The organism is Burkholderia sp. IO2 (assembly GCF_029522185.1).
In the GTDB taxonomy this organism is placed as follows: domain Bacteria; phylum Pseudomonadota; class Gammaproteobacteria; order Burkholderiales; family Burkholderiaceae; genus Burkholderia; species Burkholderia cenocepacia.
Genome location: NZ_JAKWFH010000073.1, coordinates 1 through 21,624 on the forward strand (window position 1 = coordinate 1; position 21,624 = coordinate 21,624).

The 21,624-nt window shown below is 69.1% G+C and carries 23 protein-coding genes and 1 pseudogene; 13 read left to right on the forward strand and 11 right to left on the reverse strand.

Features of this window, described 5'->3' with window-relative positions; translation table 11 throughout:
• Together MMB92_RS31240 and ltaE are read left to right on the forward strand one after the other, a co-directional pair.
• Positions 1-318, forward strand: a pseudogene (locus MMB92_RS31240) (hypothetical protein); the annotation flags it as partial.
• A 117-nt stretch (positions 319-435) separates the two neighbouring features.
• Positions 436-1,449, forward strand: a complete 1,014-nt coding sequence (gene ltaE / locus MMB92_RS31245; protein WP_062885033.1) for a low-specificity L-threonine aldolase — start codon at positions 436-438, stop codon at positions 1,447-1,449.
• 104 nt (positions 1,450-1,553) lie between these two features.
• Here ltaE and MMB92_RS31250 read toward each other — a convergent pair whose 3' ends face one another.
• Positions 1,554-1,766, reverse strand: coding sequence for a DUF1059 domain-containing protein (locus tag MMB92_RS31250; protein ID WP_006480352.1), 213 nt, complete (start codon positions 1,764-1,766; stop codon positions 1,554-1,556).
• Between the two features lie 163 nt (positions 1,767-1,929).
• The gene (locus MMB92_RS31255) at positions 1,930-2,835 is read right to left on the reverse strand and encodes an HTH-type transcriptional regulator ArgP (protein ID WP_006490811.1); all 906 of its coding nucleotides are present in this window, start codon (positions 2,833-2,835) and stop codon (positions 1,930-1,932) included.
• Positions 2,836-3,116: 281 nt separating this feature from the next.
• Here MMB92_RS31255 and MMB92_RS31260 point away from each other — a divergent pair, with 281 nt between their 5' ends.
• Complete coding sequence (locus tag MMB92_RS31260; protein WP_006496188.1) at positions 3,117-4,187, forward strand: MBL fold metallo-hydrolase; 1,071 nt, start codon at positions 3,117-3,119, stop codon at positions 4,185-4,187.
• A gap of 125 nt (positions 4,188-4,312) precedes the next feature.
• Positions 4,313-4,972 carry a glutathione S-transferase family protein gene (locus tag MMB92_RS31265; RefSeq protein WP_060265523.1) on the forward strand — a complete coding sequence of 220 codons (660 nt, stop codon included), beginning with the start codon at positions 4,313-4,315 and terminating at the stop codon, positions 4,970-4,972.
• Positions 4,973-5,071: 99 nt separating this feature from the next.
• Here the strand turns inward: MMB92_RS31265 and MMB92_RS31270 are convergent, their stop codons facing one another.
• Both MMB92_RS31270 and MMB92_RS31275 read right to left on the reverse strand, forming a co-directional pair.
• Positions 5,072-5,764, reverse strand: coding sequence for a phosphatase PAP2 family protein (locus MMB92_RS31270; protein WP_048987776.1), 693 nt, complete (start codon positions 5,762-5,764; stop codon positions 5,072-5,074).
• Between the two features lie 425 nt (positions 5,765-6,189).
• Positions 6,190-7,422 carry an MFS transporter gene (locus tag MMB92_RS31275; RefSeq protein ID WP_277563167.1) on the reverse strand — a complete coding sequence of 411 codons (1,233 nt, stop codon included), beginning with the start codon at positions 7,420-7,422 and terminating at the stop codon, positions 6,190-6,192.
• Positions 7,423-7,523: 101 nt separating this feature from the next.
• Between MMB92_RS31275 and MMB92_RS31280 the strand changes: the two genes are divergently transcribed.
• Positions 7,524-8,507, forward strand: a complete 984-nt coding sequence (locus tag MMB92_RS31280) for a LysR family transcriptional regulator (protein ID WP_077021845.1) — start codon at positions 7,524-7,526, stop codon at positions 8,505-8,507.
• Positions 8,508-8,537: 30 nt separating this feature from the next.
• On the opposite strand, the gene MMB92_RS31285 is transcribed toward MMB92_RS31280, so the two are convergent.
• Entirely contained in the window at positions 8,538-9,176 is a 639-nt protein-coding gene (locus tag MMB92_RS31285; RefSeq protein ID WP_006496191.1) for a 2-hydroxychromene-2-carboxylate isomerase, read from the reverse strand.
• 146 nt (positions 9,177-9,322) lie between these two features.
• On the reverse strand, positions 9,323-10,141 hold the full coding sequence (locus tag MMB92_RS31290) for an IclR family transcriptional regulator (protein WP_006490799.1): 819 nt from the start codon (positions 10,139-10,141) through the stop codon (positions 9,323-9,325).
• 173 nt (positions 10,142-10,314) lie between these two features.
• Between MMB92_RS31290 and MMB92_RS31295 the strand changes: the two genes are divergently transcribed.
• From MMB92_RS31295 to MMB92_RS31310, 4 genes are all read left to right on the forward strand, one after another.
• The gene (locus MMB92_RS31295) at positions 10,315-11,301 is read left to right on the forward strand and encodes a hydroxymethylglutaryl-CoA lyase (protein ID WP_080324355.1); all 987 of its coding nucleotides are present in this window, start codon (positions 10,315-10,317) and stop codon (positions 11,299-11,301) included.
• Positions 11,298-12,590 carry a CaiB/BaiF CoA-transferase family protein gene (locus MMB92_RS31300; protein ID WP_006496193.1) on the forward strand — a complete coding sequence of 431 codons (1,293 nt, stop codon included), beginning with the start codon at positions 11,298-11,300 and terminating at the stop codon, positions 12,588-12,590. The genes MMB92_RS31295 and MMB92_RS31300 overlap by 4 nt, the downstream gene beginning before the upstream one ends.
• 82 nt (positions 12,591-12,672) lie before the next feature.
• A complete protein-coding gene (locus tag MMB92_RS31305) occupies positions 12,673-13,980 on the forward strand; it encodes an MFS transporter (protein WP_006496194.1) in 1,308 nt (435 codons plus the stop codon).
• A 1-nt stretch (position 13,981) separates the two neighbouring features.
• On the forward strand, positions 13,982-15,097 hold the full coding sequence (locus tag MMB92_RS31310; RefSeq protein WP_048987724.1) for an amidohydrolase family protein: 1,116 nt from the start codon (positions 13,982-13,984) through the stop codon (positions 15,095-15,097).
• 15 nt (positions 15,098-15,112) lie between these two features.
• On the opposite strand, the gene MMB92_RS31315 is transcribed toward MMB92_RS31310, so the two are convergent.
• The 3 genes from MMB92_RS31315 to MMB92_RS31325 all read right to left on the reverse strand — a co-directional run bounded on the left by MMB92_RS31315 (position 15,113) and on the right by MMB92_RS31325 (position 16,531).
• A complete protein-coding gene (locus tag MMB92_RS31315) occupies positions 15,113-15,589 on the reverse strand; it encodes an SRPBCC family protein (protein WP_006496196.1) in 477 nt (158 codons plus the stop codon).
• Between the two features lie 119 nt (positions 15,590-15,708).
• Positions 15,709-16,194, reverse strand: a complete 486-nt coding sequence (locus tag MMB92_RS31320) for an SRPBCC family protein (RefSeq protein WP_060265505.1) — start codon at positions 16,192-16,194, stop codon at positions 15,709-15,711.
• Positions 16,166-16,531 carry a metalloregulator ArsR/SmtB family transcription factor gene (locus tag MMB92_RS31325; protein WP_058902401.1) on the reverse strand — a complete coding sequence of 122 codons (366 nt, stop codon included), beginning with the start codon at positions 16,529-16,531 and terminating at the stop codon, positions 16,166-16,168. Before MMB92_RS31325 ends, MMB92_RS31320 begins: the two co-directional genes overlap by 29 nt.
• A gap of 204 nt (positions 16,532-16,735) precedes the next feature.
• On the opposite strand from MMB92_RS31325, the gene MMB92_RS31330 reads away from it, so the two are divergent.
• Both MMB92_RS31330 and MMB92_RS31335 read left to right on the forward strand, forming a co-directional pair.
• Positions 16,736-17,266, forward strand: a complete 531-nt coding sequence (locus tag MMB92_RS31330) for a GNAT family N-acetyltransferase (RefSeq protein ID WP_006496199.1) — start codon at positions 16,736-16,738, stop codon at positions 17,264-17,266.
• 161 nt (positions 17,267-17,427) lie between these two features.
• Entirely contained in the window at positions 17,428-18,006 is a 579-nt protein-coding gene (locus tag MMB92_RS31335) for a hypothetical protein (protein WP_277563168.1), read from the forward strand.
• 39 nt (positions 18,007-18,045) lie between these two features.
• Here the strand turns inward: MMB92_RS31335 and MMB92_RS31340 are convergent, their stop codons facing one another.
• A complete protein-coding gene (locus MMB92_RS31340; RefSeq protein WP_006496201.1) occupies positions 18,046-18,630 on the reverse strand; it encodes a TetR family transcriptional regulator in 585 nt (194 codons plus the stop codon).
• A 313-nt stretch (positions 18,631-18,943) separates the two neighbouring features.
• Between MMB92_RS31340 and MMB92_RS31345 the strand changes: the two genes are divergently transcribed.
• Positions 18,944-19,648 (forward strand): SDR family oxidoreductase, encoded by a 705-nt coding sequence (locus MMB92_RS31345; protein WP_034203194.1) that lies wholly within the window; start codon positions 18,944-18,946, stop codon positions 19,646-19,648.
• Positions 19,649-19,708: 60 nt separating this feature from the next.
• Here MMB92_RS31345 and fabV read toward each other — a convergent pair whose 3' ends face one another.
• Positions 19,709-20,911 (reverse strand): enoyl-ACP reductase FabV, encoded by a 1,203-nt coding sequence (gene fabV / locus MMB92_RS31350; RefSeq protein WP_277563169.1) that lies wholly within the window; start codon positions 20,909-20,911, stop codon positions 19,709-19,711.
• Positions 20,912-21,078: 167 nt separating this feature from the next.
• Between fabV and MMB92_RS31355 the strand changes: the two genes are divergently transcribed.
• Complete coding sequence (locus MMB92_RS31355) at positions 21,079-21,612, forward strand: MarR family transcriptional regulator (protein ID WP_006480371.1); 534 nt, start codon at positions 21,079-21,081, stop codon at positions 21,610-21,612.
• The last annotated feature ends 12 nt before the right edge of the window (positions 21,613-21,624 follow it).

A 21,624-nucleotide genomic window follows, 5' to 3' on the forward strand; every position in this document is an offset into this window, starting at 1 on the left:
GTCGGCACCGCGCTCGGCGCGGCGGCCGGCGCCGCGTTCAACGGCGGCACCGGCGCGGCGGTCGGCGCGGGCGCGGGGCTGCTCGCGGGCAGCGTCGTCGGTGCGGGCGCCGCGCAGGGTTCGGCCTACGACGTCCAGCGCCGCTACGACTATGCGTATCTGCAGTGCATGTATGCGACCGGCAACCGTGTGCCGGTGCCGGGCGGCATGAGCGGGGGGAGCGGCGGCGGGTATGGCGGTAGCGGATACGGCACGGCGCCGCGCGCGGCGCCGCCGATGCCGCCGGCGGGCGTCCAGCCGCCGCCGCCGCGATACTGATCCGCGCGATCGCGTGCCTCCATCGGCACGCGCTGCGTGAATTGCGTACACTCTGAGTCTCGTTTTCGGCAGGGCCGGACGCAGGGATGCCGGCTCGCGTTTTCTCAGGGCACAGCGATGATCGATTTGCGCAGCGATACCGTGACACGTCCGAGCCAGGCGATGCTGGCTGCAATGACCGCCGCCGAAACCGGCGACGACGTCTGGGGCGACGACCCGACCGTCCTGCGCCTGCAGGCGGTGACGGCCGAGCGGGCCGGCAAGGAAGCCGGCCTGTTCTTCCCGAGCGGCACGCAGAGCAACCTGGCCGCGCTGATGTCGCATTGCGAGCGCGGCGACGAGTACATCGTCGGCCAGCTCGCGCACACCTACAAGTACGAAGGCGGCGGCGCGGCCGTGCTCGGCAGCATCCAGCCGCAACCGATCGAGAACGCGCCGGACGGCACGCTGCCGCTTGCGAAGATCGCCGCGGCGATCAAGCCGCTCGACAATCACTTTGCCCGCACGCGCCTGCTCGCGCTCGAAAACACGATCGGCGGCCAGGTCTTGCCGGAAGGCTATGTGCAGGAAGCCGTCGCGTTCGCGCGCAGCCGCGGGTTGTCCACGCATCTCGACGGCGCGCGCGTCTGCAATGCGGCGGTTGCATCGGGTCGCCCGATCGCCGCGCTGTGCGCGCCGTTCGACACCGTGTCGATCTGCTTCTCGAAAGGGCTCGGTGCACCGGTCGGCTCGGTGCTGGTCGGCAGCCGTGCGCTGATCGAGCGCGCGCAGCGCTGGCGCAAGGTGCTGGGCGGCGGGATGCGGCAGTCGGGCATTCTCGCGGCGGCGTGCCTGTATGCGCTCGATCACAACGTCGAGCGGCTCGAGGACGATCACGCGAATGCCGCGCATCTCGCCGAAGGGCTCGCGCGCATCGACTCGGTGAAGGTGCTGTCGCATGCGACGAACATGGTGTTCGCGCAATTCCCCGAAGCCGATTGCGCGCCGCTCGAGGCATGGCTCAAGGAACGCGGGATTCTCACGCAGATGCTGTATGCGTCGCGCTTCGTCACCCACTGCGACGTGTCGCGCGCGGACATCGACACGTTCCTCGGCGCGGTCGGCGAGTACTTCTCGCAGCGGCGCGCGTGAAGCGGAGTGCGTCGGCCGGCGACGGGCCGGCGCGACGGGGCATGACGCAGGACGCGGAGGGTTGACGCGGCGCGTCGTCGGTCGATCGTTGCCGTGCCGGCGGATTACGCCTGCCGCGGCGTGTCGGCGGGCGGCGTGCCGTCGTGGAACAGCGATTTCAGCTGCGTGCGCAGTTCGGCGCTGTCGGTGTGCTGGTGGACCGAGACCGCGTGTTGCACGGCGGCCTCCAGCAGTTCGTTGTCGGAGTCGGCGGAAATCGCGACCGAGCAATGCATCGCGCTGGGAAACTCGCGGCAATCGATATAGCGGCGGGACATGATGTTCTCCTCACATGAAAGGGAACGGCCGGACCTGGACGATCGGCCGCGCGGCGCGTTCGCGAGGCCGATGGAAAAAGTATAGGCGGCGCGGCCGACTTTCTCGTCGGAGTGCGTACCGCGCCGGCCGACCGTATCGATCGCCGGCGCGGCTGCCGGCGCGTTACGGCAGCGGCGCGAGCAACCGGCGCGCCGCTTCGACGACCCGCTCCGACAGCGACGCCATCGTCGGCGACTGCACGGTCCACGCGTGCCAGTACAGCGTGACGTCGGTCGGATGCGCGGGCGCGAGATCGACGAGCCCCTGCGTATCGAGCGGCGCGGTGCCGATCAGCGGCTCCGGCACCATCGCGTAGCCGAGCGCGTGCCGCACCGCAGCGAAGTGCGCATGAGTGCCCGGCACGTAATGGCACGGGTAGGCGCCGTCCGGCAGCCCGAACTTCTCCTTCAGGAACGACGATTGGAGCGTGTCGCGCCGCGAATACGCGACGACGGGGGCCTTGCGTGCGCTCGTGCGGTTCAGCCCGCGCGGAAACCAGCGCACCGCGAACGCGGCGGCCGCGAGCAGCCGGTAGCGCATCGTGCCGAGCGGCGTCGCGATGCAGCCGCGCATCGGCTTCGGCTCGGTCGTCACGCAGCCGACCGCCATTCCGCTTTCCAGCAGCGCGAACGTGTGATCCTGATCCTCGACGATCAGCTCGAACAGGATCCGTTCGCCGGCGAGCACGGACGTCAGCGCGGGCAGGAACCAGGTGCCGAGGCTGTCGGCGTTCAGCGCGATCGTCACGGAGATCGGCGATTCGCGTTCGGTCGCGAGCGTGCTCTGCAGGTCGGCCTGCAGCAACGCGACGCGGCGCAGGTGCTGCAGCACGCGCTGTCCGGCCACCGTCGGGCGGCACGGCCGCGTGCGCAGCACGAGCGGCGTGCCGAGGCTCGCTTCCAGCGCGCGGACCCGCTGCGTGACGGCGGACGCGGTCACGTGCAGGCGCACGGCCGCCTGCTCGAAGCTGCCGGTGTCGGCGACGGCCAGCAGCGCGGCGGCCTGCTTCGGATCGATCGTCATCGACATGTCGGGGGCATTCCTGTGAGCGGAGACGAGAACAGGCCGTAGTGTAAGGCAGCGTGGGCCGCCGTCCCGGCGCGGCGAATCGTCCCGCCATGCGCGATTCGTCGCCGGAATCGGTTGCCGCGTATGGGATGCGCTGCGGCGCGGGCATTTTGATCTACGCTGTATGCATGCGCGAAACGCGGCGGCGATGTCGTCATGCCGATGCCGGTGCCCGACGACGACAGGCGGCACACGAGCCCGGCTACACTCCACTGAAGAACAAGCGACGGAGCAACCGAGCCATGATCTTCCGGCAACTTTTCGACCCGCAATCGTCGACGTACACGTATCTGCTCGCCGATAGCGCATCGCGCGAGGCGCTGTTGATCGATCCGGTGTTCGAGCAGGTACGCCGCGACGCGGCGCTGCTCGACGAACTCGGGCTGCGGCTCGTCGCGACCGTCGACACGCACGTGCATGCCGATCACGTGACGGGCGCCTGGCTGCTGAAGCAGCGCACCGGCAGCGCGATCGCGATCTCGGCCGCGAGCGGCGCGCAAGGCGCCGACCGCTACCTGAACGACGGCGATCGCTGCGCATTCGGTTCACGCTACCTGACCGTGCGCGCGACGCCCGGCCACACGAGCGGCTGCATCAGCCTCGTGCTCGACGACGAATCGATGGCGTTCACCGGCGATTGCCTGCTGATCCGCGGCACCGGCCGCACCGACTTCCAGCAGGGCGACCCGCGCGCGCTGTATCGCGCGGTGCACGGCCGGCTCTTCACGCTGCCGGCCGCGTGCCTGCTGTACCCGGCGCACGACTATCGCGGGCTCACGGTGACGAGCGTCGGCGAGGAGCGGCGCTTCAACCCGCGCCTCGGCGGCGATCTCAGCGAGGACGATTTCGCGGGCTACATGCGCAACCTCGGGCTCGCGCATCCGCGTCAGATCGACGTCGCGGTGCCGGCGAACCTGCAGTGCGGGGTCGCCGCGAACGCGCCCGATGCGCAGGCGGCAGCCGACTGGGCGCCGCTCGTCTATACGTTCGCCGGCTTCTGGGAAATCGATCCGCAATGGCTCGAGGATCATCTGCCGGCCGTGCAGGTCGTCGACGTGCGCGAGCCGGACGAATTCACCGGTCCGCTCGGCCATCTGCCGGGCGCGACGCCGATCCCGCTCGGCGAACTGGCCGCGCGCACCGGCGAGATCGCGCGCGACCGGCCGGTCGTGACCGTATGCCGGGCCGGCGGGCGCTCCGCGCAGGCGACCGTGATCCTCAGGAAGGCCGGCTTCGACGCGGTCGCGAATCTCGGCGGCGGGATGCTGCGCTGGCGCGCCGAAGGGCGTGTCGTGATGGACGGCCGATCGTAGCGGCCCAGCCAGTCCCTCGAAAAAATGTCGGACCGATGTCGAAACGGCCGGGCGCCGTTCGTCGTCAAGGTATCCGATCACGTGGCGCCGCACGACGCGGCGCCGAAACCCAGAGAGACCCCACGATGATGCCGACGCTTTACGCCCATCCCTTTTCGTCCTACTGCCAGAAGGTGCTGACCGCGCTATACGAGAACGGCACGCCGTTCGACTATCGCGTGCTCGCGCAAGACGACCCGAAGCCGATGCAGGAACTGGCCGCGCTGTGGCCGCTGAAGCGCTTCCCGGTGCTCGTCGACGCGGGCCGCACGGTGATCGAGGCGTCGATCATCATCGAATATCTCGGCCTGAACCATCCGGGCCCGGTGCGCCTGCTGCCCGACGATCCGCGCGCCGCGCTCGAGGTGCGGACGATGGACCGCTTCTTCGACAACTACGTGGCGACGCCGCAGCAGAAGGTCGTGTTCGATGCGCTGCGGCCGGAAGCCGAGCGCGATGCGCGCGGGGTGGCCGATGCGCGCGCGATGCTCGAGACGTCGTATGCGTGGCTCGACAGGACGATGGCCGAGCGCGAATGGGCGGCCGGCGACCATTTCAGCCTCGCCGATTGCGGCGCGGCGCCGTTCCTGTTCTACGCGGACTGGACGCACCGGATCGATCCGGCGTTCGCGAACGTGATCGCGTACCGCCAGCGTCTGCTCGCGCGGCCGTCGTTTGCGCGGGCGGTCGACGAGGCGCGGCCGTATCGTTCGTTCTTTCCGCTCGGTGCACCTGATCGCGACTGACGGGTGCGGCCGTTGCACGGCGCGCGGCCGCCGCGCATGGCCGGCAGCGCGCGCCGGGGCGACGGAACGACAGCAGCAGCACCATTGCGCGGCGGCCTGTCACATCGTGCGCGTGGCCGACTGCGCGAGCGTCAGCAGTTCGTCGAACTGCGTGATCAACTCGAAGCACAGCAGGAACGCGAGCGTATAGGCCGGCGCGGGGAAGCGCCGGATCATCTCCAGCACCTGCGGCGCGAAGCGCGAGCGGATTGCGTCGCGCGTCAGCAGCCACGCGATCGCGATGCCGATCGCCGCGCCCGCGATCAGGTCGGTCGGATAGTGAAAGCCGAGATACGCGCGCGGCAGGCAGATGAACACGACCGAATACAGCAGCGCGACGATGCCGACGCGGCGCGCGATGATGAAGATGCCGGTCGCGATCGCCATCCACAGCATCGCGTGATCGCTCGGAAACGAACTCCATGTCTGCAGCGTCGCCGCGCGCAGTCCGGCCGACGGAAAGTGCAGGTGCAGGTCGGGGTTGTAGATCGGCCGTACGCGGAACGGCAGCACCTGGGCGAGCACGCGGCCGACGGCGAGCGCGACGAGCCCGCTCGCGACGGTGGCGACGACCCGTTCGCGTTGCCGTTCGCGGTTAGGGCCGGGCTGGAACCACAGCCAGCACAGCACGGGAATGAGCACGAAGCCCTTGAACGTGTAGAGGCCCGCGATCACGCGGATCGCGTGATTCATCAACGGGCCGAACGTCACGTGGGTGAGGAAGATCTGGATCGTGGTGTCGAAATCGTTCATGTCCTGTGCGACCCGGGCGGACGCGCAGCGCATGACAGGCGGCCGGCTGGATCAGAAAGCGCGCTCGCACGGAGCGCAACGGGGGGCAAGTATGTCACCCGTTATTTCGAAGAAAATGCGAAAAAATACCGGGAATCCCCTGATGCACCGGGCTCGGTGGTGGGGCCGGATGGCAACGCGCCGTGCGGTGCGGCAGGGTCGAATCATCCGATGTTTGCGTGCGGACCTGCACGAACGCCGGAAAAATATTTGGGTGAACTGGACAATTCGACCGGCCGGTGCGGACCTTGCGCCGGATGAACGATTGCTGTGCCGGAATGGTATGAAGCTGCCGGGCGGCGCGGCGTCATGCGCGTCGATCAAAAATATAAAAAAAGCGGGCAAGCCTCGTGGGCTTGCCCGCCGGTGCTACGCGACGCCCGATCTCAGTTGCGCCACATCCGCACGACGAGCGCGGCCAGCGACGTCGCGACGGCCAGCGCGGTCACCGCATTCCAGCCCAGTTGCGCGAGCAACGAACTGCCGAGCGCGGCGCCGGCCGCCATCCCGATGAACATGCCGACGAACAGCACCGCGTTGAGGCGGCTGCGCGACGCGGGATCGATCCGGTAGACGATCGACTGGTGCGCGATCAGCGTCGCCTGCACGCCGAGATCGAAGCCGATCGTCGCGACCGCGAGCAGGACGAGCTGCGCATGCGGCGACATCAGCGGCGCGGCGGCCATCGACGCGAACGACGCCGTCGCGATGCCGATCCCGATGCGCGTGACGCGCTCGGGGCCGTGATGGTCGGCCAGGCGTCCGGCAATCGGCGCGGCCAGCGCGCCGGCGGCGCCCGCAAGGCCGAACGCACCGGCGGCCGCGCTGCCGAGATGGAACGGCGCACCGTGCAGCATCACCGCGAGCGTCGACCAGAACGCGCTGAAGCCGACGGCCAGCAGCCCCTGCGCGAGGGCGGCGCGGCGCAGTGCCGAATGCTCGCGCCACAACGCGCCGAGCGAGCCGATCAGCGCGCGATACGGCAGCTGCGTGGTCGGCGCGAAACGCGGCAACCCGCGTGCGGCCACGGCGCCGATCGCGGCGACGCTGACCGCCGCGAGCGCGAACATCGCGCGCCAGCCGGCCGTCTCGGCGATGAACCCGGCCACGACGCGCGACAGCAGGATGCCGAGCAGCAAGCCGGTCATCACCGTGCCGACGATGCGGCCGCGATGCGCGTCGTGCGCGAGCGTCGCGGCGGCCGGCACGACGTCCTGCGCCATCGTCGCGGCGAGGCCGATCGCGAAGCTCGCCGCGAGCAGCAGCCCGAGCGATGGCGCGACGGCGGCCAGCAGCAGCGCGACGACCAGCGCGGCGGCCTTGGTGACGATCACGCGGCGTCGGTCGAAGCGGTCGCCGAGCGGCGCGAGCAGCAGGATGCCGAGCGCATAGCCGAGCTGCGTGAGCGTCGGCACGAAGCCGATCGCGCGCGCCGACGCGCCGAGATCGGGTGCGAGCGCGCCGAGCATTGGCTGCGCGTAGTAGAGCGGAGCGACGCCGAGGCCGGCGGCGGCCGCGAGCAGCAGCACGAGCCGGCGATCGGGCATCGAATGGGCGGCCGGATGGGCCGGAGCGTGCGCCACGCGGGGCACGGTATCGAGACGGGCAGGGGTGAACATCGCGTACATCCTCGGTTGAAGAATGGGATGGACGCGAGTGTGGCGGCACGCGGCCGGCGACGGTAGTGCCGCCTTGCGCAGATTTGTTATACGCTGCACGCATGACCGAAAAATCCTCATCCTCTCCCGCTGCTGGCGGGTCTCCGCGCATTCAGACGGTGCCGGTGGACGGCGCCGGCTATCGTTTCGAGCTGATGGAAACCTTCGTGCGCATAGTCGAGGCCGGCAGCCTGTCGGCGGCGGCCGTGCAACTGCATACGACGCAGCCGACCATCAGCCGCCGGCTGCAGGCGCTGGAAAGTTCGCTCGGCATGCGGCTGCTGCAACGCACGACCCATGCGATGCGGCTAACCGTCGACGGCGAGCGGTGCTTCAAGCGGGCGAAGGAGCTGCTGGCGAGCTGGGCGGCGTTCGAGGCCGATTTGCGCGGCGCGCAGGAGGAGCCGGACGGGCTGCTGCGGGTCGCGGTGCCGCACGCGTTCGGGCAAGAGCGTTTCGTCGTGCCGCTCGCGCAGTTCCTGCGCGACTATCCGCGCGTGTCGGTCGAGTGGCTGCTGCAGGACGAGGTGCGCGATTTCGTCGGCAGCGGCATCGATTGCGCGATCCAGGTCGGCGAGCCGACCGATCCGGGCGTGGTCGCGATCCGGCTGACCAAGGTGCCGCGCTTCGTGGTCGCCGCGCCGTCCGTGCTGAACGGCGCCGACGTGCCGGCCGACCCGGACGCGCTGGCCGCACTGCCGTGGCTCGCGCTGCGCACCTACTACCGCAACGAACTCCTGCTGACGCATGCGGCCACCGGCGACTCGCGGCGCCTCGCGATCCGCCCGCGCATCACGACCGCGAACCTGTATGCACTGCGCAGCGCGGCGCTGCTGGGCGTCGGCGCGTGCGTCGGATCGTCATGGTTGCTGGCCGGCGATCTCGCGCGCGGCGATCTCGTGCACCTCGCGCCCGAGTGGCAGGCCGCGCCGCTGCCCGTCTACCTGACCTATCCGCATGCGCAGTTCTATCCGTCGCGGCTCGTGCGGTTCGTCGCGATGATGCGCGAGGCCGTGCCGGCGCTCGTCGAAGGGCGTGACGGCTGACGCGGGCGGCGCGCCGGTGGCGACTCGCGGTCAGCCGCGCCGGATGCCTTCCGGCAGCGCGCTGATGCGGCGTACCTCGGGCGAGTCGAGCCACGCGCGCGACGTCGCGCAGTCGACGAACATGTCGGTCGCGTCCTCGCCCCAGAACAGGTCGCCGTCGAGTACGAAGGTCGGGACGCCGAACACGCCGTCGGCGATCGCGCGATCCGTGTTCGCACGCAGCGCGTCCTTGACCGGCTGGGCGTCGACGGCCGTCACACCTTCCGGAAAACCGACGGCTTCGCACAGGGCGGCGAAGCCTTCCGGCGTCGATACGTCCTGACCGTCGCGCCAGATATGCCGGAAGATCCGCCGGATCGCGTCGGGCGAGCTGCCCATCGCGATCGCGAGGCGCAGCGGCTTGATCGGATTGAACGGGTGCGCGGGCGGCATCCGGAAGGCAATGCCGAGCTTGTCCGCGCGGTATTGCGCGTGGCGATAGGTGAACACGCGCTTGGCCGCGATCTCCGCCGGCGCTTTCTGGCCCCAGTGCGCGAGCAGCGCGCCGAGCACGATCGGCCGCGGCTCGAACGCGGCGGCGGGCGGCAACCGGTCGAACTGTTCCTGTTGCAGGTAGGCAAACGGCGAAACGAAATCGAAATACCAGGTGGCGGTGCGCGCGGCGTTCATCGCGGGTGTCTCCTCGTGCGGGTCCGGTTGACGGTTGCACGCGCGGCGCGGTGCCGGTGAACGACGCGCTGCGTGCATCGGCGGCCAGTGTCGCATGCGGTTGCCTTTCATGCTGCCGCGTCACCTGCCAGGATGCGGACGACGCCCTACGAGCGGACCGTGTCGTCCGCTGACGACGCGAGCCGCGCGAGACTGTCGCGCACGGCGGGTGCGTCGTAGCGCGCGCCCGCGCCGCCGAGCGCGACGGTCGCCTTCTGCGCGAGCGGCAGCAGCATCGCGAGCGCCGCCGTCATCGCCGGCGCGGCGGCGAGCCGCGATTTTGGGCCCGACACCGTCAACGCACCGACGCATTCGCCGGCCGCGTTGAACACGGGCACGGACGCCGATGCCGTCTCCGGGTCGCGCTCGCCGTACGACGCGGCCCACAGCTGTTCGCGCACGTCGTGCCAGCGGGCGTCCTGCGTGTCGGTGAAGGCCAGCAGCACCTTCCCCGAGGCGCCCTGGCCGACCGGAAACTCCTCGCCGACGCGGATCGAAACACGCACCGCCCGCGCGGGCTCGACGCGATAGAGCACGGAGCGCACGTCGCCCTGGCGCACGTAGAACGATGCCGTTTCCCCGAGTTCGCGGCTCAGCGTCTCGAGCAGCGGCTCGACTACCGGGCCGACGCGGAACGAACGCTGGTACAGCGCGGCGAGCCGCAACGGCTCGTGCCCGATCGCGTACTGGCCGTCGTCGAGTTTGCGCATGAAGCCGCCATGCTCGAGCGCGGCGAGCAGGCGCAGGATCGTGCTCTTGTACAGCCCGGTGCGGCGCGACAACTCGGCGAGCGACAGCCGGTCGTCGGTCTGGCCGAACGCACGGAGGATCGCGAACGCACGGTCGAGCACGGCGACGCCGCTGGATGCTTCCTCGGTCGCCGGATCGGATGCGTCGCCGGCGTGAACTGCTGGATTCCTCGGCACTGCCTGCTTCCTTCGAATGATGGGTCGGTCGACTATATCGTTCTATCTGGCAGAACACAAGTTCCAGAAAAACGCGATTTCACGGGTATACCCCGCTTATCGCCCGTCCGACGTGCGCTTAAAGTTCTGTCAAACAGAACTATGTTCTTTCAGATAGAACGATGGAGTGTCGAATGAAGCTTTCCGAACATCCGAAGGTGCTGGTCAGCGAGGTCGGGCCGCGCGACGGGCTGCAGAGCATCGAGACCGTCATGCCGACGGCCGCCAAGCTGCGCTGGATCACCGCGCTGGCCGCGGCCGGCCTGCGCGAGATCGAGGTCGGGTCGTTCGTGCCGGCCAGGCTGCTTCCGCAGATGGCCGACGTCCGCGAAGTCGTGGCGCACGCGCTCGCGATTCCGGGGCTGCACGTCGCCGCGCTCGCGCCGAACCGGCGCGGCGCCGAGGGCGCGTTCGACGCGGGCGTGCACAAGCTGACGCTGCCGGTCTCGGTGACGGAAGCCCATTCGCTGGCGAACATTCGCAAGACGCCCGCGCAGATGATCGACGAGGTGCGCGCGATCGTCGCGTTGCGCGACGCGCGGTTTCCGTCGGTGCAGATCGAGGCGGGCGTGTCGGTGGCGTTCGGCTGCACGATCGCGGGCACGGTCTCCGACGACGAGACGATCGCGATGGCGGTGGCGATGGCCGAATGCGGGGTCGACGAAATCGGCCTGTCCGACACCAGCGGTTATGCGAATCCCGCGCAGGTGCGCCGGCTGTTCACGCGGCTTCAACGCGAAGTCGGCGACAAGGCCGGCGGCGCGCATTTCCACAACACGCGCGGGCAGGGGCTCGCGAACGTCGTCGCGGCGCTCGATGCGGGCGTGACGACGATCGACGCGAGCCAGGGCGGCCTCGGTGGCTGTCCGTATGCGCCGGGCGCGACCGGCAACATCGTCACCGAGGATCTCGTGTTCCTGCTCGAGGCGATGGGCTACGACACGGGCGTCGACGTCGACGCGTTGCTCGCCGCGCGCGCGATCCTGCATGCGGCGCTGCCGTCCGAGGCGCTGTATGGCCACGTGCCCGACGCAGGGTTGCCGAAGGGTTTCCGCTATGCGGATGGTCGCGCTGCGGTGGCTCCACAACCGGAAGGATGCGTAGCGGGAGTCGCACGATGAACGATCGACAACAGGCTGCCGCGCTGCCGTATGCGGGCGTGCGCGTGATCGAGATGACGCACATGGTGATGGGCCCGACGTGCGGGATGCTGCTCGCGGATCTCGGCGCGGAAGTGATCAAGATCGAGCCGATCGCGGGCGACAGCACGCGGGCGCTGCGCGGTTCCGGCGCGGGCTTCTTCGGGATGTTCAACCGCAACAAGAAGAGTCTCGCGGTCGACGTGAAGGACCCGCGCGGGCTGGAGATCGTGCGGCGGCTCGTCGCGACGGCGGATGTCTTCAGCGAGAACTTCAAGAGCGGCACGATGGACCGGCTCGGCCTCGGCTACGCGGCGCTGGACGCGCTGAATCCGCGTCTCGTGTACGTATCGCACAAGGGTTTCCTGCCGGGGCCGTACGAGCATCGCACCGCGCTCGACGAGGTCGTGCAGATGATGGGCGGCCTGGCCTACATGACGGGCCCGGAAGGGCGGCCGCTGCGCGCGGGCGCGAGCGTGAACGACATCATGGGCGGCATGTTCGGCGCGATCGGCGCGATGGCCGCGCTCGCGCAGCGCGAGCGCACGGGCCGCGGCCAGCAGGTGCAGAGTTCGCTGTTCGAGAACAACGTGTTCCTCGTCGCGCAGCACATGATGCAGTTCGCGGTGACGGGGCAGGCCGCGGCGCCGATGCCGAGCCGGATTTCCGCGTGGGCCGTCTACGACGTGTTCTCCGTCAAGGACGACGAACAGATTTTTCTCGCGGTCGTGTCGGACACGCAGTGGGCGCTGTTCTGCGACGCGTTCGGCCTGACCGCGCTGAAGGACGATCCGCGCCTCGCGACCAACAACCTGCGCGTACAGGCGCGCGAATGGCTGCTGCCGGAATTGCGTTCGCGGCTGGCGCCGTATTCGGCCGCGGAGATCGGCGCGATCTTCGAATCGACCGGCCTGCCTTACGCACCGATCACGAAGCCGCAGGACCTGTTCGACGATCCGCATCTGCTGGCCACGGGCGGCCTCGAAGCCGTGACGCTGCCGGCCGACGCGAGCAGCGCCGGGCGGCCGGTCGACACGCGCACCGCGCTGCTGCCGCTGACGCTCGCCGGCGAGCGCTTGCGGCTGCGCTCGGCGCCGCCCGCGCTCGGCCAGGACACGTGCGCGCTGCTCGGCGAGCTCGGCTACACGCCGGACGATGCGCGTGCGCTGATCGATGCCGGCGTCGTGGCGGGGCAGTACGGCGCGGCAGCCGCCGCGCACGGCGACGCGCCGGGCGGCGCGCCTTCGGCGAACGAAGTGGCGAGCGCGTAGCGCAGCCGCGATTCATCGAACGAACAAAGGCGTCCCGGCCGCGCACCGCGCGGGGAGGCTCGCCGCATTCACGGAGACAACCATGACATCCGCTTCCCCGGCGCTGGCCGCCGATCGCGAGACCGACGCGTCGATCGAGCAACGTGCGGTGCGCAAGGCCGCGTGGCGCTTCATCCCGCTGCTCGCGCTCGCGTATTTCTTCAACTATCTGGATCGCACGAGCGTCGGATTCGCGGCGCTCACGATGAACCGCGATCTCGGGCTGACCGCGACGCAGTTCGGCTGGGGCGCGGGGATCATGTTCGCCGGCTATTGCGTGTTCGAAGTGCCGAGCAATCTCGCGCTGTACCGTTTCGGTGCGCGCCGCTGGCTGGCCCGCATCATGATCACGTGGGGGCTGATGGCGGCCGCGACCGCGCTCGCCACCGGGCCGACGAGTTTCTATGCGATCCGGCTGCTGCTCGGCATCGGGGAAGCCGGATTCTTTCCCGGCGTGATCTTCTTTCTTGCGGTGTGGTTTCCCGCGAGCTATCGCACGCGCGTGCTGGCGTGGTTCACCGTGTCGACGCCGCTGTCGTCGCTGATCGGCGGCCCGCTGTCGACGTGGCTGCTGCAGCTCGACGGCGCGCTCGGGCTCGCCGGCTGGAAGTGGATGTTCATCGTCGAAGGGCTGCCGGCGTGCGCGCTCGGTTTCCTCGTACTGAAACTGTTGTCGGACTCGCCGGAGCATGCGACGTGGCTGTCGGACGACGAGCGGGCCGCGCTGCAGCGTGCGTTCGAGCGTGACGGCGCGGCCGCCGGCCGCAAGAAGCGCTTCGGCGTCGCGCTGCGCGACGTACGCGTGTACGTGCTCGCGCTGATCTCGTTCGGCTTCACGATGGGCTCGTACGGCATCGGCATCTGGTTGCCGCAAATGCTGAAGGCGCACGGGATGTCGACGATGCAGACCGGCTGGCTGTCCGCGGTGCCGTACTTCTTCGCGACGGTCGCGTTGCTGTGGTGGGCGAAGCGGGTGGACCGACGCGGCGGCCCGGTCGCGAACCTGGCGATCGGATTGTGCATCGGCGCGGTGGCGCTCGGCGTGTCGACCCATTTCCTGACCCTCGGGCCCGCGCTCGTCGGCATCACGCTCGCGCTGATCGGCACGATTGCCGGCCGCACGATCTTCTACACGCTGCCGTCGCGCTTCCTGTCCGGCCAGGCCGCGGCCGGCGGGCTGGCGCTGATCAATTCGATCGGCGCGCTCGGCGGCTTCGCGGGCCCCTATCTCGTCGGTTACCTGAAGGACAGCTTCGGCACCTTCACCGCCGGGATGCTCGGCCTCGCGATCGTGCTGGCGATCACGACACTGCTCACGCTGTCGCTGTACGCGTTCGACCGGAGCGAATGACATGACCTTTTCGATCAAACGGCGCCGGTTGATCGGCGCGGCCGCCGCCTCGCTCGCGCTGCCCGCGTTCGCCGACACGCCGGCCCCTGATGGAGCCTCCCGCATGACGCAAAGCAACTACCTCGCGGTCCGCCCCGACTGGCTCGCGTCGGCGCTCGAACCCGCGCTCGAGCCCGACCTGCCGATCGTCGACGCGCATCATCACTTCTATGAACGGCCGGGCTGGATCTACCTGCTCGACGACTATCTGCAGGATGCGCGCTCGGGCCACAACATCCAGGCGTCCGTCTACATGCAGGCGCAGACGCGCTATCGCGATTCGGGTCCCGCGGAGCTGAAGCCGGTCGGCGAGACGGCCTATGTCGCCGGCGTGACCGAGCCGCTGCAGCACGGCCCCGTGGCGGTCGCGAAAGGCATCGTCGGCCATGCGGACCTGCGGCTCGGCGAACGCGTGCGCGACGTGCTGGAAGCGCATCTCGAAGCGGGGCGCGGGCGGTTTCGCGGCGTGCGGCACCTGAGCACGTGGGATGCCGATCCGACGCTCGCCAATCCGCTGTCGGCGGTGCCGCGCGGGCTGCTGCTCGATCCCGCGTACCGGGCCGGCGTCGCGCAGCTCGCGCCGCTCGGGCTGTCGTACGACGCGTGGCTGTTCTTCCCGCAGTTGCCCGAATTGTTCGAGCTCGCGAAGGCGAACCCGGACACGCGGATCATCGTCAATCACTGCGGCGGCGTCGTGCGGATCGGCAGCTATGCGGACAAGCGGCCGGAGGTGTTCGCGCGCTGGTCGGCGTCGATGCGCACGCTCGCGCAACTGCCGAACGTGTACGTGAAGGTCGGCGGCCTCGGGATGCGCATCAACGGATTCGATTTCGAGAAAGGCGCGAAGCCGCCGTCCTCGGCGCAGCTCGCCGACGCGTGGAAACCGTGGATGATGACCTGCATCGACGCGTTCGGCCCCGGGCGCTGCATGTTCGAGAGCAATTTCCCGGTCGACAAGGGGTCGTATTCGTTCGTGAACGGCTGGAACGCGTTCAAGCGTCTGACCGCGCAGGCCGGCGCGGACGAGCGCGACGCGCTGTTCCGCGGCACGGTCACGCACGCGTACCGGCTCGGCTGACGCGCGTACGCCGCGTCACCCGGCTTCCACCAGCGCCGCGAGCCGCGCCAGCGCCATCTGCCAGCCGGTCTCGTTGTCGGCGGCCGGCACGCCGGGCGGGACGCCGTCGTGCACGGCATCCACGCGTGTGCCGCCCGCTTCGTCGGACAGCGTGATCGTGATCGTCATCGCGCCGCGCAGCAGCGGGTCGTCGGTTTCGAATACGTCGATCTCGACGATCTGCTGGTCCGGCACGAGCGTGACGAAGCGGCCGTGATAGGTGTCGGTATGCGCGGTGGTCTTGCCGGTGCCGGCCGCGGGCGCGTCGTAGCTCAGCGACACGCGCAGCGCGCCGCCTTCGCGCGCATCGTACGCATGCACGCGGCAGGTCATGCCGTCGGGCACTTTCCACTGTTCGACCGCGTGGGGATCGAGCAGCGCGCGGTAGACGCGCCCGCGCGGGGCGTTCAGGTGCCGGCTGACCCGGGTCGAATGCGTGTGCGTGTGCAACATGTGGCCTCCCGCGAAGCGCGCGCGACGGTGCACGCCGGCGCCCGGCGTGTCGTCACGCTTCCTTCAGGAATCCTAGGCGCGGGCGCGGCGGCATGCAATGACCGCACGCGAGACGGCGTTCAGCGCAGGGTCGCGGCGAAGGCGTCGAGCTGCGTGATGCAGGTGTTCCAGCCCTCGAAAAAGCCGAGTGCTTCGTGGCGCTCGCGCGTCGCCGCGTCGGGATGCATCACGCGCGCCTCGTAGCGGCTGCCCGCGTCGTCGTCGGCCATCGTGATGATTGCCGTGAAGCCCATCCACGGCGCCTGCGGCCGCCAGCCGCCCGTGAGCATCGACGTGAACGCGATGCGCGATTCCGGCACGATTTCGAGGAAGCAGCCGGGATTGTCGCTCGTGCCGCCGTCGGGGCCGCGCATGAACGTATGGAAGGCGCCGCCCGGCCGCAGGTCGAACGCGCGCACCTCGGTGGTCCACGGTTTCGGGCACCACCATTCCTTCAGCAGATCGGGGTCGGTCCATGCGCGCCACAGCGCCTGGCGCGGCGCGCGCAACGTACGCGTGATGACGAGGTCGTGGGCTTCAGCGGGTTCGACGTGGCTGGCTGGCATCTTGCTCCTCCTGGTGACGGCGTTCGACGAATTCGACGAGACGATCGGATCGCGCTTCCCACTGCGCGCGTTGCGCGGCGAGCCACGCCTCGGCCTCGGTCAGCCGGCTGCCGACCAGCGCGCAGGTGCGCGAGCGGCCGGTTTTGCGGGTTTCCACGAGGCCGCTGCGCTCGAGCACGGCAACGTGCTTCATGAACGACGGCAGCGCCATGTCGAACGGCGCGGCCAGCGCGGAGACCGTGCGCTCGCCCTGGCCGAGCGCGCTGACGATCGCGCAGCGCGTCGGATCGGCGAGCGCATGAAAGACGTCGCTGATGCCGGGTTGAAAGTTATCCATTTGGCTAAGTGTAGGCGATGCGGGAAACGCTGCAGCGAAAATTTTCGTCACGTACGATGATGGGGCGGTAACGCGCGCCGATCGGGCGCTGCGTCGCCGGACGTCTGCCGTCGTCGCGCGAGCCTCGACGCCCGGCCGGCGTTCGTTCCGATTCCGGCCCATGCCGAACCCGCGCATGCGGCCCACCTGATTACCGGAGATGGCATGACCGAACCTGTTACCGTCCGCCGCGTCGGCGCAAGCGAAGCGATGGCCTGCGTCGATGCGCTGGCCGACGTGCTGATCGATTGCGTCGAAGGCGGCGCGTCCGTCAGCTTCATGTTGCCGATCGCGCGGTCGACCGCGGTCGCGTTCTGGACGCGCGTGGCCGACGGCGTTGCGAACGACGAGCGCATCCTGCTCGTCGCCGAGGATGCATCGGGCCGGATCGTCGGCACCGTGCAGGTCGTGACCGCGCAGCCCGAGAACCAGCCGCATCGCGCGGACATCTCGAAGATGCTCGTGTCGCGGCACGCGCGCCGGCAGGGCATCGCCGCGCGCTTGATGGCGGCGGCCGACGCGGCCGCGCGCGACGCCGGCAAGACCGTGCTCGTGCTCGACACGGTGACGGGCGGCGACGCCGAGCGGCTGTACGAGCGGGCCGGCTGGCAGCGTGTCGGCGTCGTGCCGAACTATGCGCTGATGCCCGACGGCGCGCTCTGCGCGACGACGATTTTCCACAAGCAGCTCGCGTAAGGGCAATCGCCATGTTGAGCGGCATCGTTCCGGGCGTGTCGGGAGCCGCTTCTTGCCCGGCAGCCAACCGTCAGGAATAGCAGGACCGGAGGCAGCCCCGGTCCGATATAGTCGCGTTCTCGCAAAGGACGCCGACAACACGCCACGCAACCGCCGCCTCGATGAAACGCTCCCATGTCGCTTTCGCCCTCACGGGCCTGCTCGTCGCGCTGCCGATTGCCGCGTATGCGCTCGTCAAGCCGCTGCGCGTCGTCGTGCCCGCGCTGGTTCCCGGCGTGTCGTGCCCGCGTGCCGACATCTGCACGGACGATGCCGCGAAGCTCGGCGCCGCGCAGCAGCTCTATCGCGGCGGCGCCGCCCGCGCGGCGGCGGCCGTCGGCGGGTTCCGCGCCGCACCGCGCATCGTGTTCTGCGCGACGCGCGCGTGCGCCGATGCGTTCGGCCTCGGCACGCGCGCGGCGCTGACGCTCGGCGATTTCGGCATCGTGATCGCACCGCGCGGCTGGCAGACCTATTTTCTCGCGCACGAGCTGATCCATCACCGTCAGGCCGAGGTGCTCGGCAACCTGGCCGTCGTGACCAAGCCGCGCTGGCTGATCGAAGGGATGGCGTATTCGCTCAGCGACGATCCGCGCCATCCGCTCGCGCAACCGTTCGAGGCTTGGCGCACGCAGTTTGCCGCGTGGAATGCGGCGCGCGGTGCGCAGCCGCTGTGGGATGCCGCGCGGGCGATCGAATAGCGCGGCAGCGGCGAGCGCGCTGCGTCGAAGGGTGCGCCGTTACGCCGACGTCACCGGATCGCCGCGTCGGCCGGTCAGCGCGTCCCGCCCCGCGTCGAGAATCTCGTCGGCCAGCGCGGGATCGCTGCCGGCGATCGCGCGGGACAGCACGAGCGCACCGACCATCTGGCTGAAGACCGCCAGCGCGTCGCGACGCGTGTGCTCCGACGTGGCGCCGTCGGTCGCCACCATCCGTTCCAGTCGATCGAGATACGCGGCGAGCCCGTGCGCGTAGCAGGCGCGCGCCGTCTCGGTCAGCCGCGGCGCATCGCCCGCGAAGCCGGACAGCGGGCAGCCGGCCTCGAGGTTGTCGCGATGCGCGGGTGACAGATACGCGGCCACCTGCGCGTCGAGGCTGCCGGCATTCGGCGAATCCGCGCGGTCGTGCATCGCCTTTTCCATCACTTCGGCGACCAGCGCGTCTTTCGACTTGAAGTGATTGTAGAAGCCGCCTTGCGTGAAGCCGGCTTCCTTCATCAGCTCCGTCAGCCCCACGGCGTCCACGCCGCGCACGCGGAACAACCGTTCGGCGGCCGCGACGATCGCGCTTCGGTTCTCGGCAGCCTGCTGTCTGGATACGCCCATCGATCTCTCCCTGATTGTTGCCGATCGCGTCGATTGAAAAACACGATGGTGATCGCCATTGACATGCCCGCGTAGCGCGAACACAATGCACCGCAAAGACAATGGTGATCGACATTGACATCGAGTGTAGCCGACTTGGCGGGCAACACAAAGCCAAGCCGGGCGCGGATGGCAATCGGTCGGTGTCTTTAACGTCGCGGGCACACAACCGGCAGCGAGCGGCTCGGTACGCGATGGCAACCTCGTTTTCCACCGGATCTCATGCGCGCGGCGAGCCGGCGTGCAGGCGATTCATCATGCGAAAGGAACGATCATGAAGATCGAAGGTGCAGTCGTTTTCGTGACGGGCGCGAACCGCGGGCTGGGGCTCGAATTCGCGAAGCAGGCGCTCGCCAGGGGCGCGCGCAAGGTCTATGCGGCGGCGCGCGACCCGGCCACCGTGACGCTGCCGGGCGTCGTGCCCGTGAAGCTCGACGTGACCGATCCGGCGGCGGTCGCGGCGGCGGCCGATGCGGCGCGCGACGTCACGCTGCTGATCAACAACGCCGGCATCGCGCGGCTCGGCAGCCTGACGGACGACGGCGCGCCCGACGCGCTGCGCGATCACTTCGAAACCAACGTGTTCGGGATGCTCGCGATGTCGCGGGCGTTTGCGGGAACCCTGGCGGCCCACGGCGGCGGCGCGATCCTCAATATCCTGTCGGTCGCGAGCTGGGTGAACCGGCCGATCCTGTCGGGCTACGGCGTATCGAAATCGGCCGCATGGGCGTTGACCAACGGGCTGCGCCACTCGCTGCGCGAGCAGCGCACGCAGGTCGTCGGGCTGCACGCCGGTTTCATCGATACCGACCTGACGGCCGGCCTCGACGTGCCGAAGGCCACGCCGGCCGACGTCGTGCGCCAGGCGTACGACGCCATCGAGGCGGGAGCGGAGGAAGTGTCGACCGACGAGTTGACGCGGCAGGTGAAGGCCGCGTTGTCGTCGGGCGTCTATCTGGAAGAGCCGGCGCCGCGTTGACGGCGCCGGTCATGCGCATCCGCCGCCCGCGCGGTGAGCGCGGCGGCGGCGATCGACGCGTCAGACCGTCGTGTCGATGATGCCCGGGATCTTCACGTCCGGGTTTACGTCCGCGTCATAGTCGACGCCGGCGATCTCGAAGCCGAACAGGCGCAGGAACTCGGTCTTGTAGCCCGCGAAGTCCGTCATCTCGTACAGGTTCTCGTTCGTGACCTTGTCCCACATCGCGACGACCTGGTTCTGCACTTGCGGATCGAGTTCCTTGTAGTCCGCGCGCAGGCGGCCTTCTTTGTCGACGTGCGGCGTCGCGCCGTACAGGCTGTCCGTCAGGAGCCCGTACACCTGCTCGATGCAGCCTTCGTGCGTGCCCTTTTCCTTCATCACCTTGAACAGCAGCGACAGGTACAGCGGCATCATCGGGATCGCCGAGCTGGCCTGCGTGACGACGGCCTTCAGCACCGACACGCGCGCATCGCCGCCGTGCGCGGCCAGCTTGTCGCGGATCGACAGCACCTTCTTGTCGAGATCCTTCTTCGCTTCGCCGATCGAGCCGTTCCAGTAGATGTCGTGCGTGATCTGCTCGCCGAGGTACGTGAACGCGGTGGTCTTCGCGCCGTCGGCCAGCACGCCGGCGTCGGCCAGCGCGTCGATCCACATCTGCCAGTCCTCGCCGCCCATCACCGCGACGGTGCCGTCGATCTCTTCCTGCGTCGCCGGTTCGAGCGAGACTTCGCGGATCACTTCCTTGTCGGTGTCGAGGCCGCGGAACGTGACGGCCTTGCCGACCGGCTTGAGCGTCGAGCTGATGGTTTCGCCCGTCTTCGGATGCGTGCGGCGCGGCGCCGCGAGGCTGTAGACGACCAGATCGACCTTGCCGAGATCCTGCTTGATGGTGTCGATCGTGACCTGCTTGACCTTGTCGGAGAACGCATCGCCGTTGATGCTGCGCGCATACAGCCCCTTTTCCGTGGCGAATTTCTCGAACGCGGCGCTGTTGTACCAGCCGGCCGTGCCCGGCTTCGTCTCGCTGCCGGCACGCTCGAAGAACACGCCGAGCGTGTCCGCGCCCGAGCCGAATGCGGCCGAGATCCGGGCGGCGAGGCCGTAGCCGGTCGACGCGCCGATCACGAGCACCTTTTTCGGGCCATTGGCGATCGGGCCGTGCGAAGTCACGTAGTCGATCTGTTCCTTGACGTTGGCTTCGCAGCCGACGGGATGAGTCGTCACGCAGATGAAGCCACGCACGCGCGGTTTGATGATCATGGAAACCTCTGTCTATCTATCGGAAAGGCGGGGACGGCCTGAAATCGGAAAAATCCCGCGCATTGTAAAGGAAGCGGCTGATCGCGGGCGGGCGCGGCCGGAAGCTGCCGGACCGCCCGGATATTTCTCTCTTGACAGAAATAACTGAAAAAACTAAATTCCCCACCATGGAACTCACACCGATTGCCGAACGATTCATTCTCCACTGGGGCGAAATGGGCTCGCGGTGGGGCGTCAACCGCACCGTCTCGCAGATTCACGCGCTGCTCTACCTGGCCGGAAGGCCGGTGGCCGCCGACGAGATCGCGGAGACGCTCAACGTCGCGCGCTCCAACGTCAGCACGAGCCTGAAGGAGCTGCAGGCGTGGCGGCTCGCGAAGGTCGTGCACGTGCTCGGCGATCGCCGCGACCACTTCGAGACGTCGACCGACATTTGGGAACTGTTCAAGCTGATCGTCGAAGGGCGGCGGCAGCGCGAGATCGAGCCGACGCTCACGGTGCTGCGCGATTGCCTGACGAATCCGGAGATCGCGAACGAGAGCCGCGAGACCGAACAGCGCATTCGCGACACGCTGCAGTTCGTCGAGACGCTCACGACCTGGTCGGACGAGATGTTGCGGCTCAAGCCCGATACGCTGATGAAGGCGCTGGGCATCGGCGCGAAGATCAGCCAGACGGTCAGGCGCAAGCCGTCGAAGTAAGCGGTAACGGGA

Bases quoted from the DNA above. Each gene is read 5' to 3' on its own strand.
- ltaE (WP_062885033.1), top strand. From the start codon at position 436: ATGATCGATTTGCGCAGCGATACCGTGACACGTCCGAGCCAGGCGATG.
- MMB92_RS31250 (WP_006480352.1), bottom strand. From the start codon at position 1,766: ATGTCCCGCCGCTATATCGATTGCCGCGAGTTTCCCAGCGCGATGCAT.
- MMB92_RS31255 (WP_006490811.1), bottom strand. From the start codon at position 2,835: ATGTCGATGACGATCGATCCGAAGCAGGCCGCCGCGCTGCTGGCCGTC.
- MMB92_RS31260 (WP_006496188.1), top strand. From the start codon at position 3,117: ATGATCTTCCGGCAACTTTTCGACCCGCAATCGTCGACGTACACGTAT.
- MMB92_RS31265 (WP_060265523.1), top strand. From the start codon at position 4,313: ATGATGCCGACGCTTTACGCCCATCCCTTTTCGTCCTACTGCCAGAAG.
- MMB92_RS31270 (WP_048987776.1), bottom strand. From the start codon at position 5,764: ATGAACGATTTCGACACCACGATCCAGATCTTCCTCACCCACGTGACG.
- MMB92_RS31275 (WP_277563167.1), bottom strand. From the start codon at position 7,422: ATGTTCACCCCTGCCCGTCTCGATACCGTGCCCCGCGTGGCGCACGCT.
- MMB92_RS31280 (WP_077021845.1), top strand. From the start codon at position 7,524: ATGACCGAAAAATCCTCATCCTCTCCCGCTGCTGGCGGGTCTCCGCGC.
- MMB92_RS31285 (WP_006496191.1), bottom strand. From the start codon at position 9,176: ATGAACGCCGCGCGCACCGCCACCTGGTATTTCGATTTCGTTTCGCCG.
- MMB92_RS31295 (WP_080324355.1), top strand. From the start codon at position 10,315: ATGAAGCTTTCCGAACATCCGAAGGTGCTGGTCAGCGAGGTCGGGCCG.
- MMB92_RS31300 (WP_006496193.1), top strand. From the start codon at position 11,298: ATGAACGATCGACAACAGGCTGCCGCGCTGCCGTATGCGGGCGTGCGC.
- MMB92_RS31305 (WP_006496194.1), top strand. From the start codon at position 12,673: ATGACATCCGCTTCCCCGGCGCTGGCCGCCGATCGCGAGACCGACGCG.
- MMB92_RS31310 (WP_048987724.1), top strand. From the start codon at position 13,982: ATGACCTTTTCGATCAAACGGCGCCGGTTGATCGGCGCGGCCGCCGCC.
- MMB92_RS31315 (WP_006496196.1), bottom strand. From the start codon at position 15,589: ATGTTGCACACGCACACGCATTCGACCCGGGTCAGCCGGCACCTGAAC.
- MMB92_RS31320 (WP_060265505.1), bottom strand. From the start codon at position 16,194: ATGCCAGCCAGCCACGTCGAACCCGCTGAAGCCCACGACCTCGTCATC.
- MMB92_RS31325 (WP_058902401.1), bottom strand. From the start codon at position 16,531: ATGGATAACTTTCAACCCGGCATCAGCGACGTCTTTCATGCGCTCGCC.
- MMB92_RS31330 (WP_006496199.1), top strand. From the start codon at position 16,736: ATGACCGAACCTGTTACCGTCCGCCGCGTCGGCGCAAGCGAAGCGATG.
- MMB92_RS31335 (WP_277563168.1), top strand. From the start codon at position 17,428: ATGAAACGCTCCCATGTCGCTTTCGCCCTCACGGGCCTGCTCGTCGCG.
- MMB92_RS31340 (WP_006496201.1), bottom strand. From the start codon at position 18,630: ATGGGCGTATCCAGACAGCAGGCTGCCGAGAACCGAAGCGCGATCGTC.
- MMB92_RS31345 (WP_034203194.1), top strand. From the start codon at position 18,944: ATGAAGATCGAAGGTGCAGTCGTTTTCGTGACGGGCGCGAACCGCGGG.
- fabV (WP_277563169.1), bottom strand. From the start codon at position 20,911: ATGATCATCAAACCGCGCGTGCGTGGCTTCATCTGCGTGACGACTCAT.
- MMB92_RS31355 (WP_006480371.1), top strand. From the start codon at position 21,079: ATGGAACTCACACCGATTGCCGAACGATTCATTCTCCACTGGGGCGAA.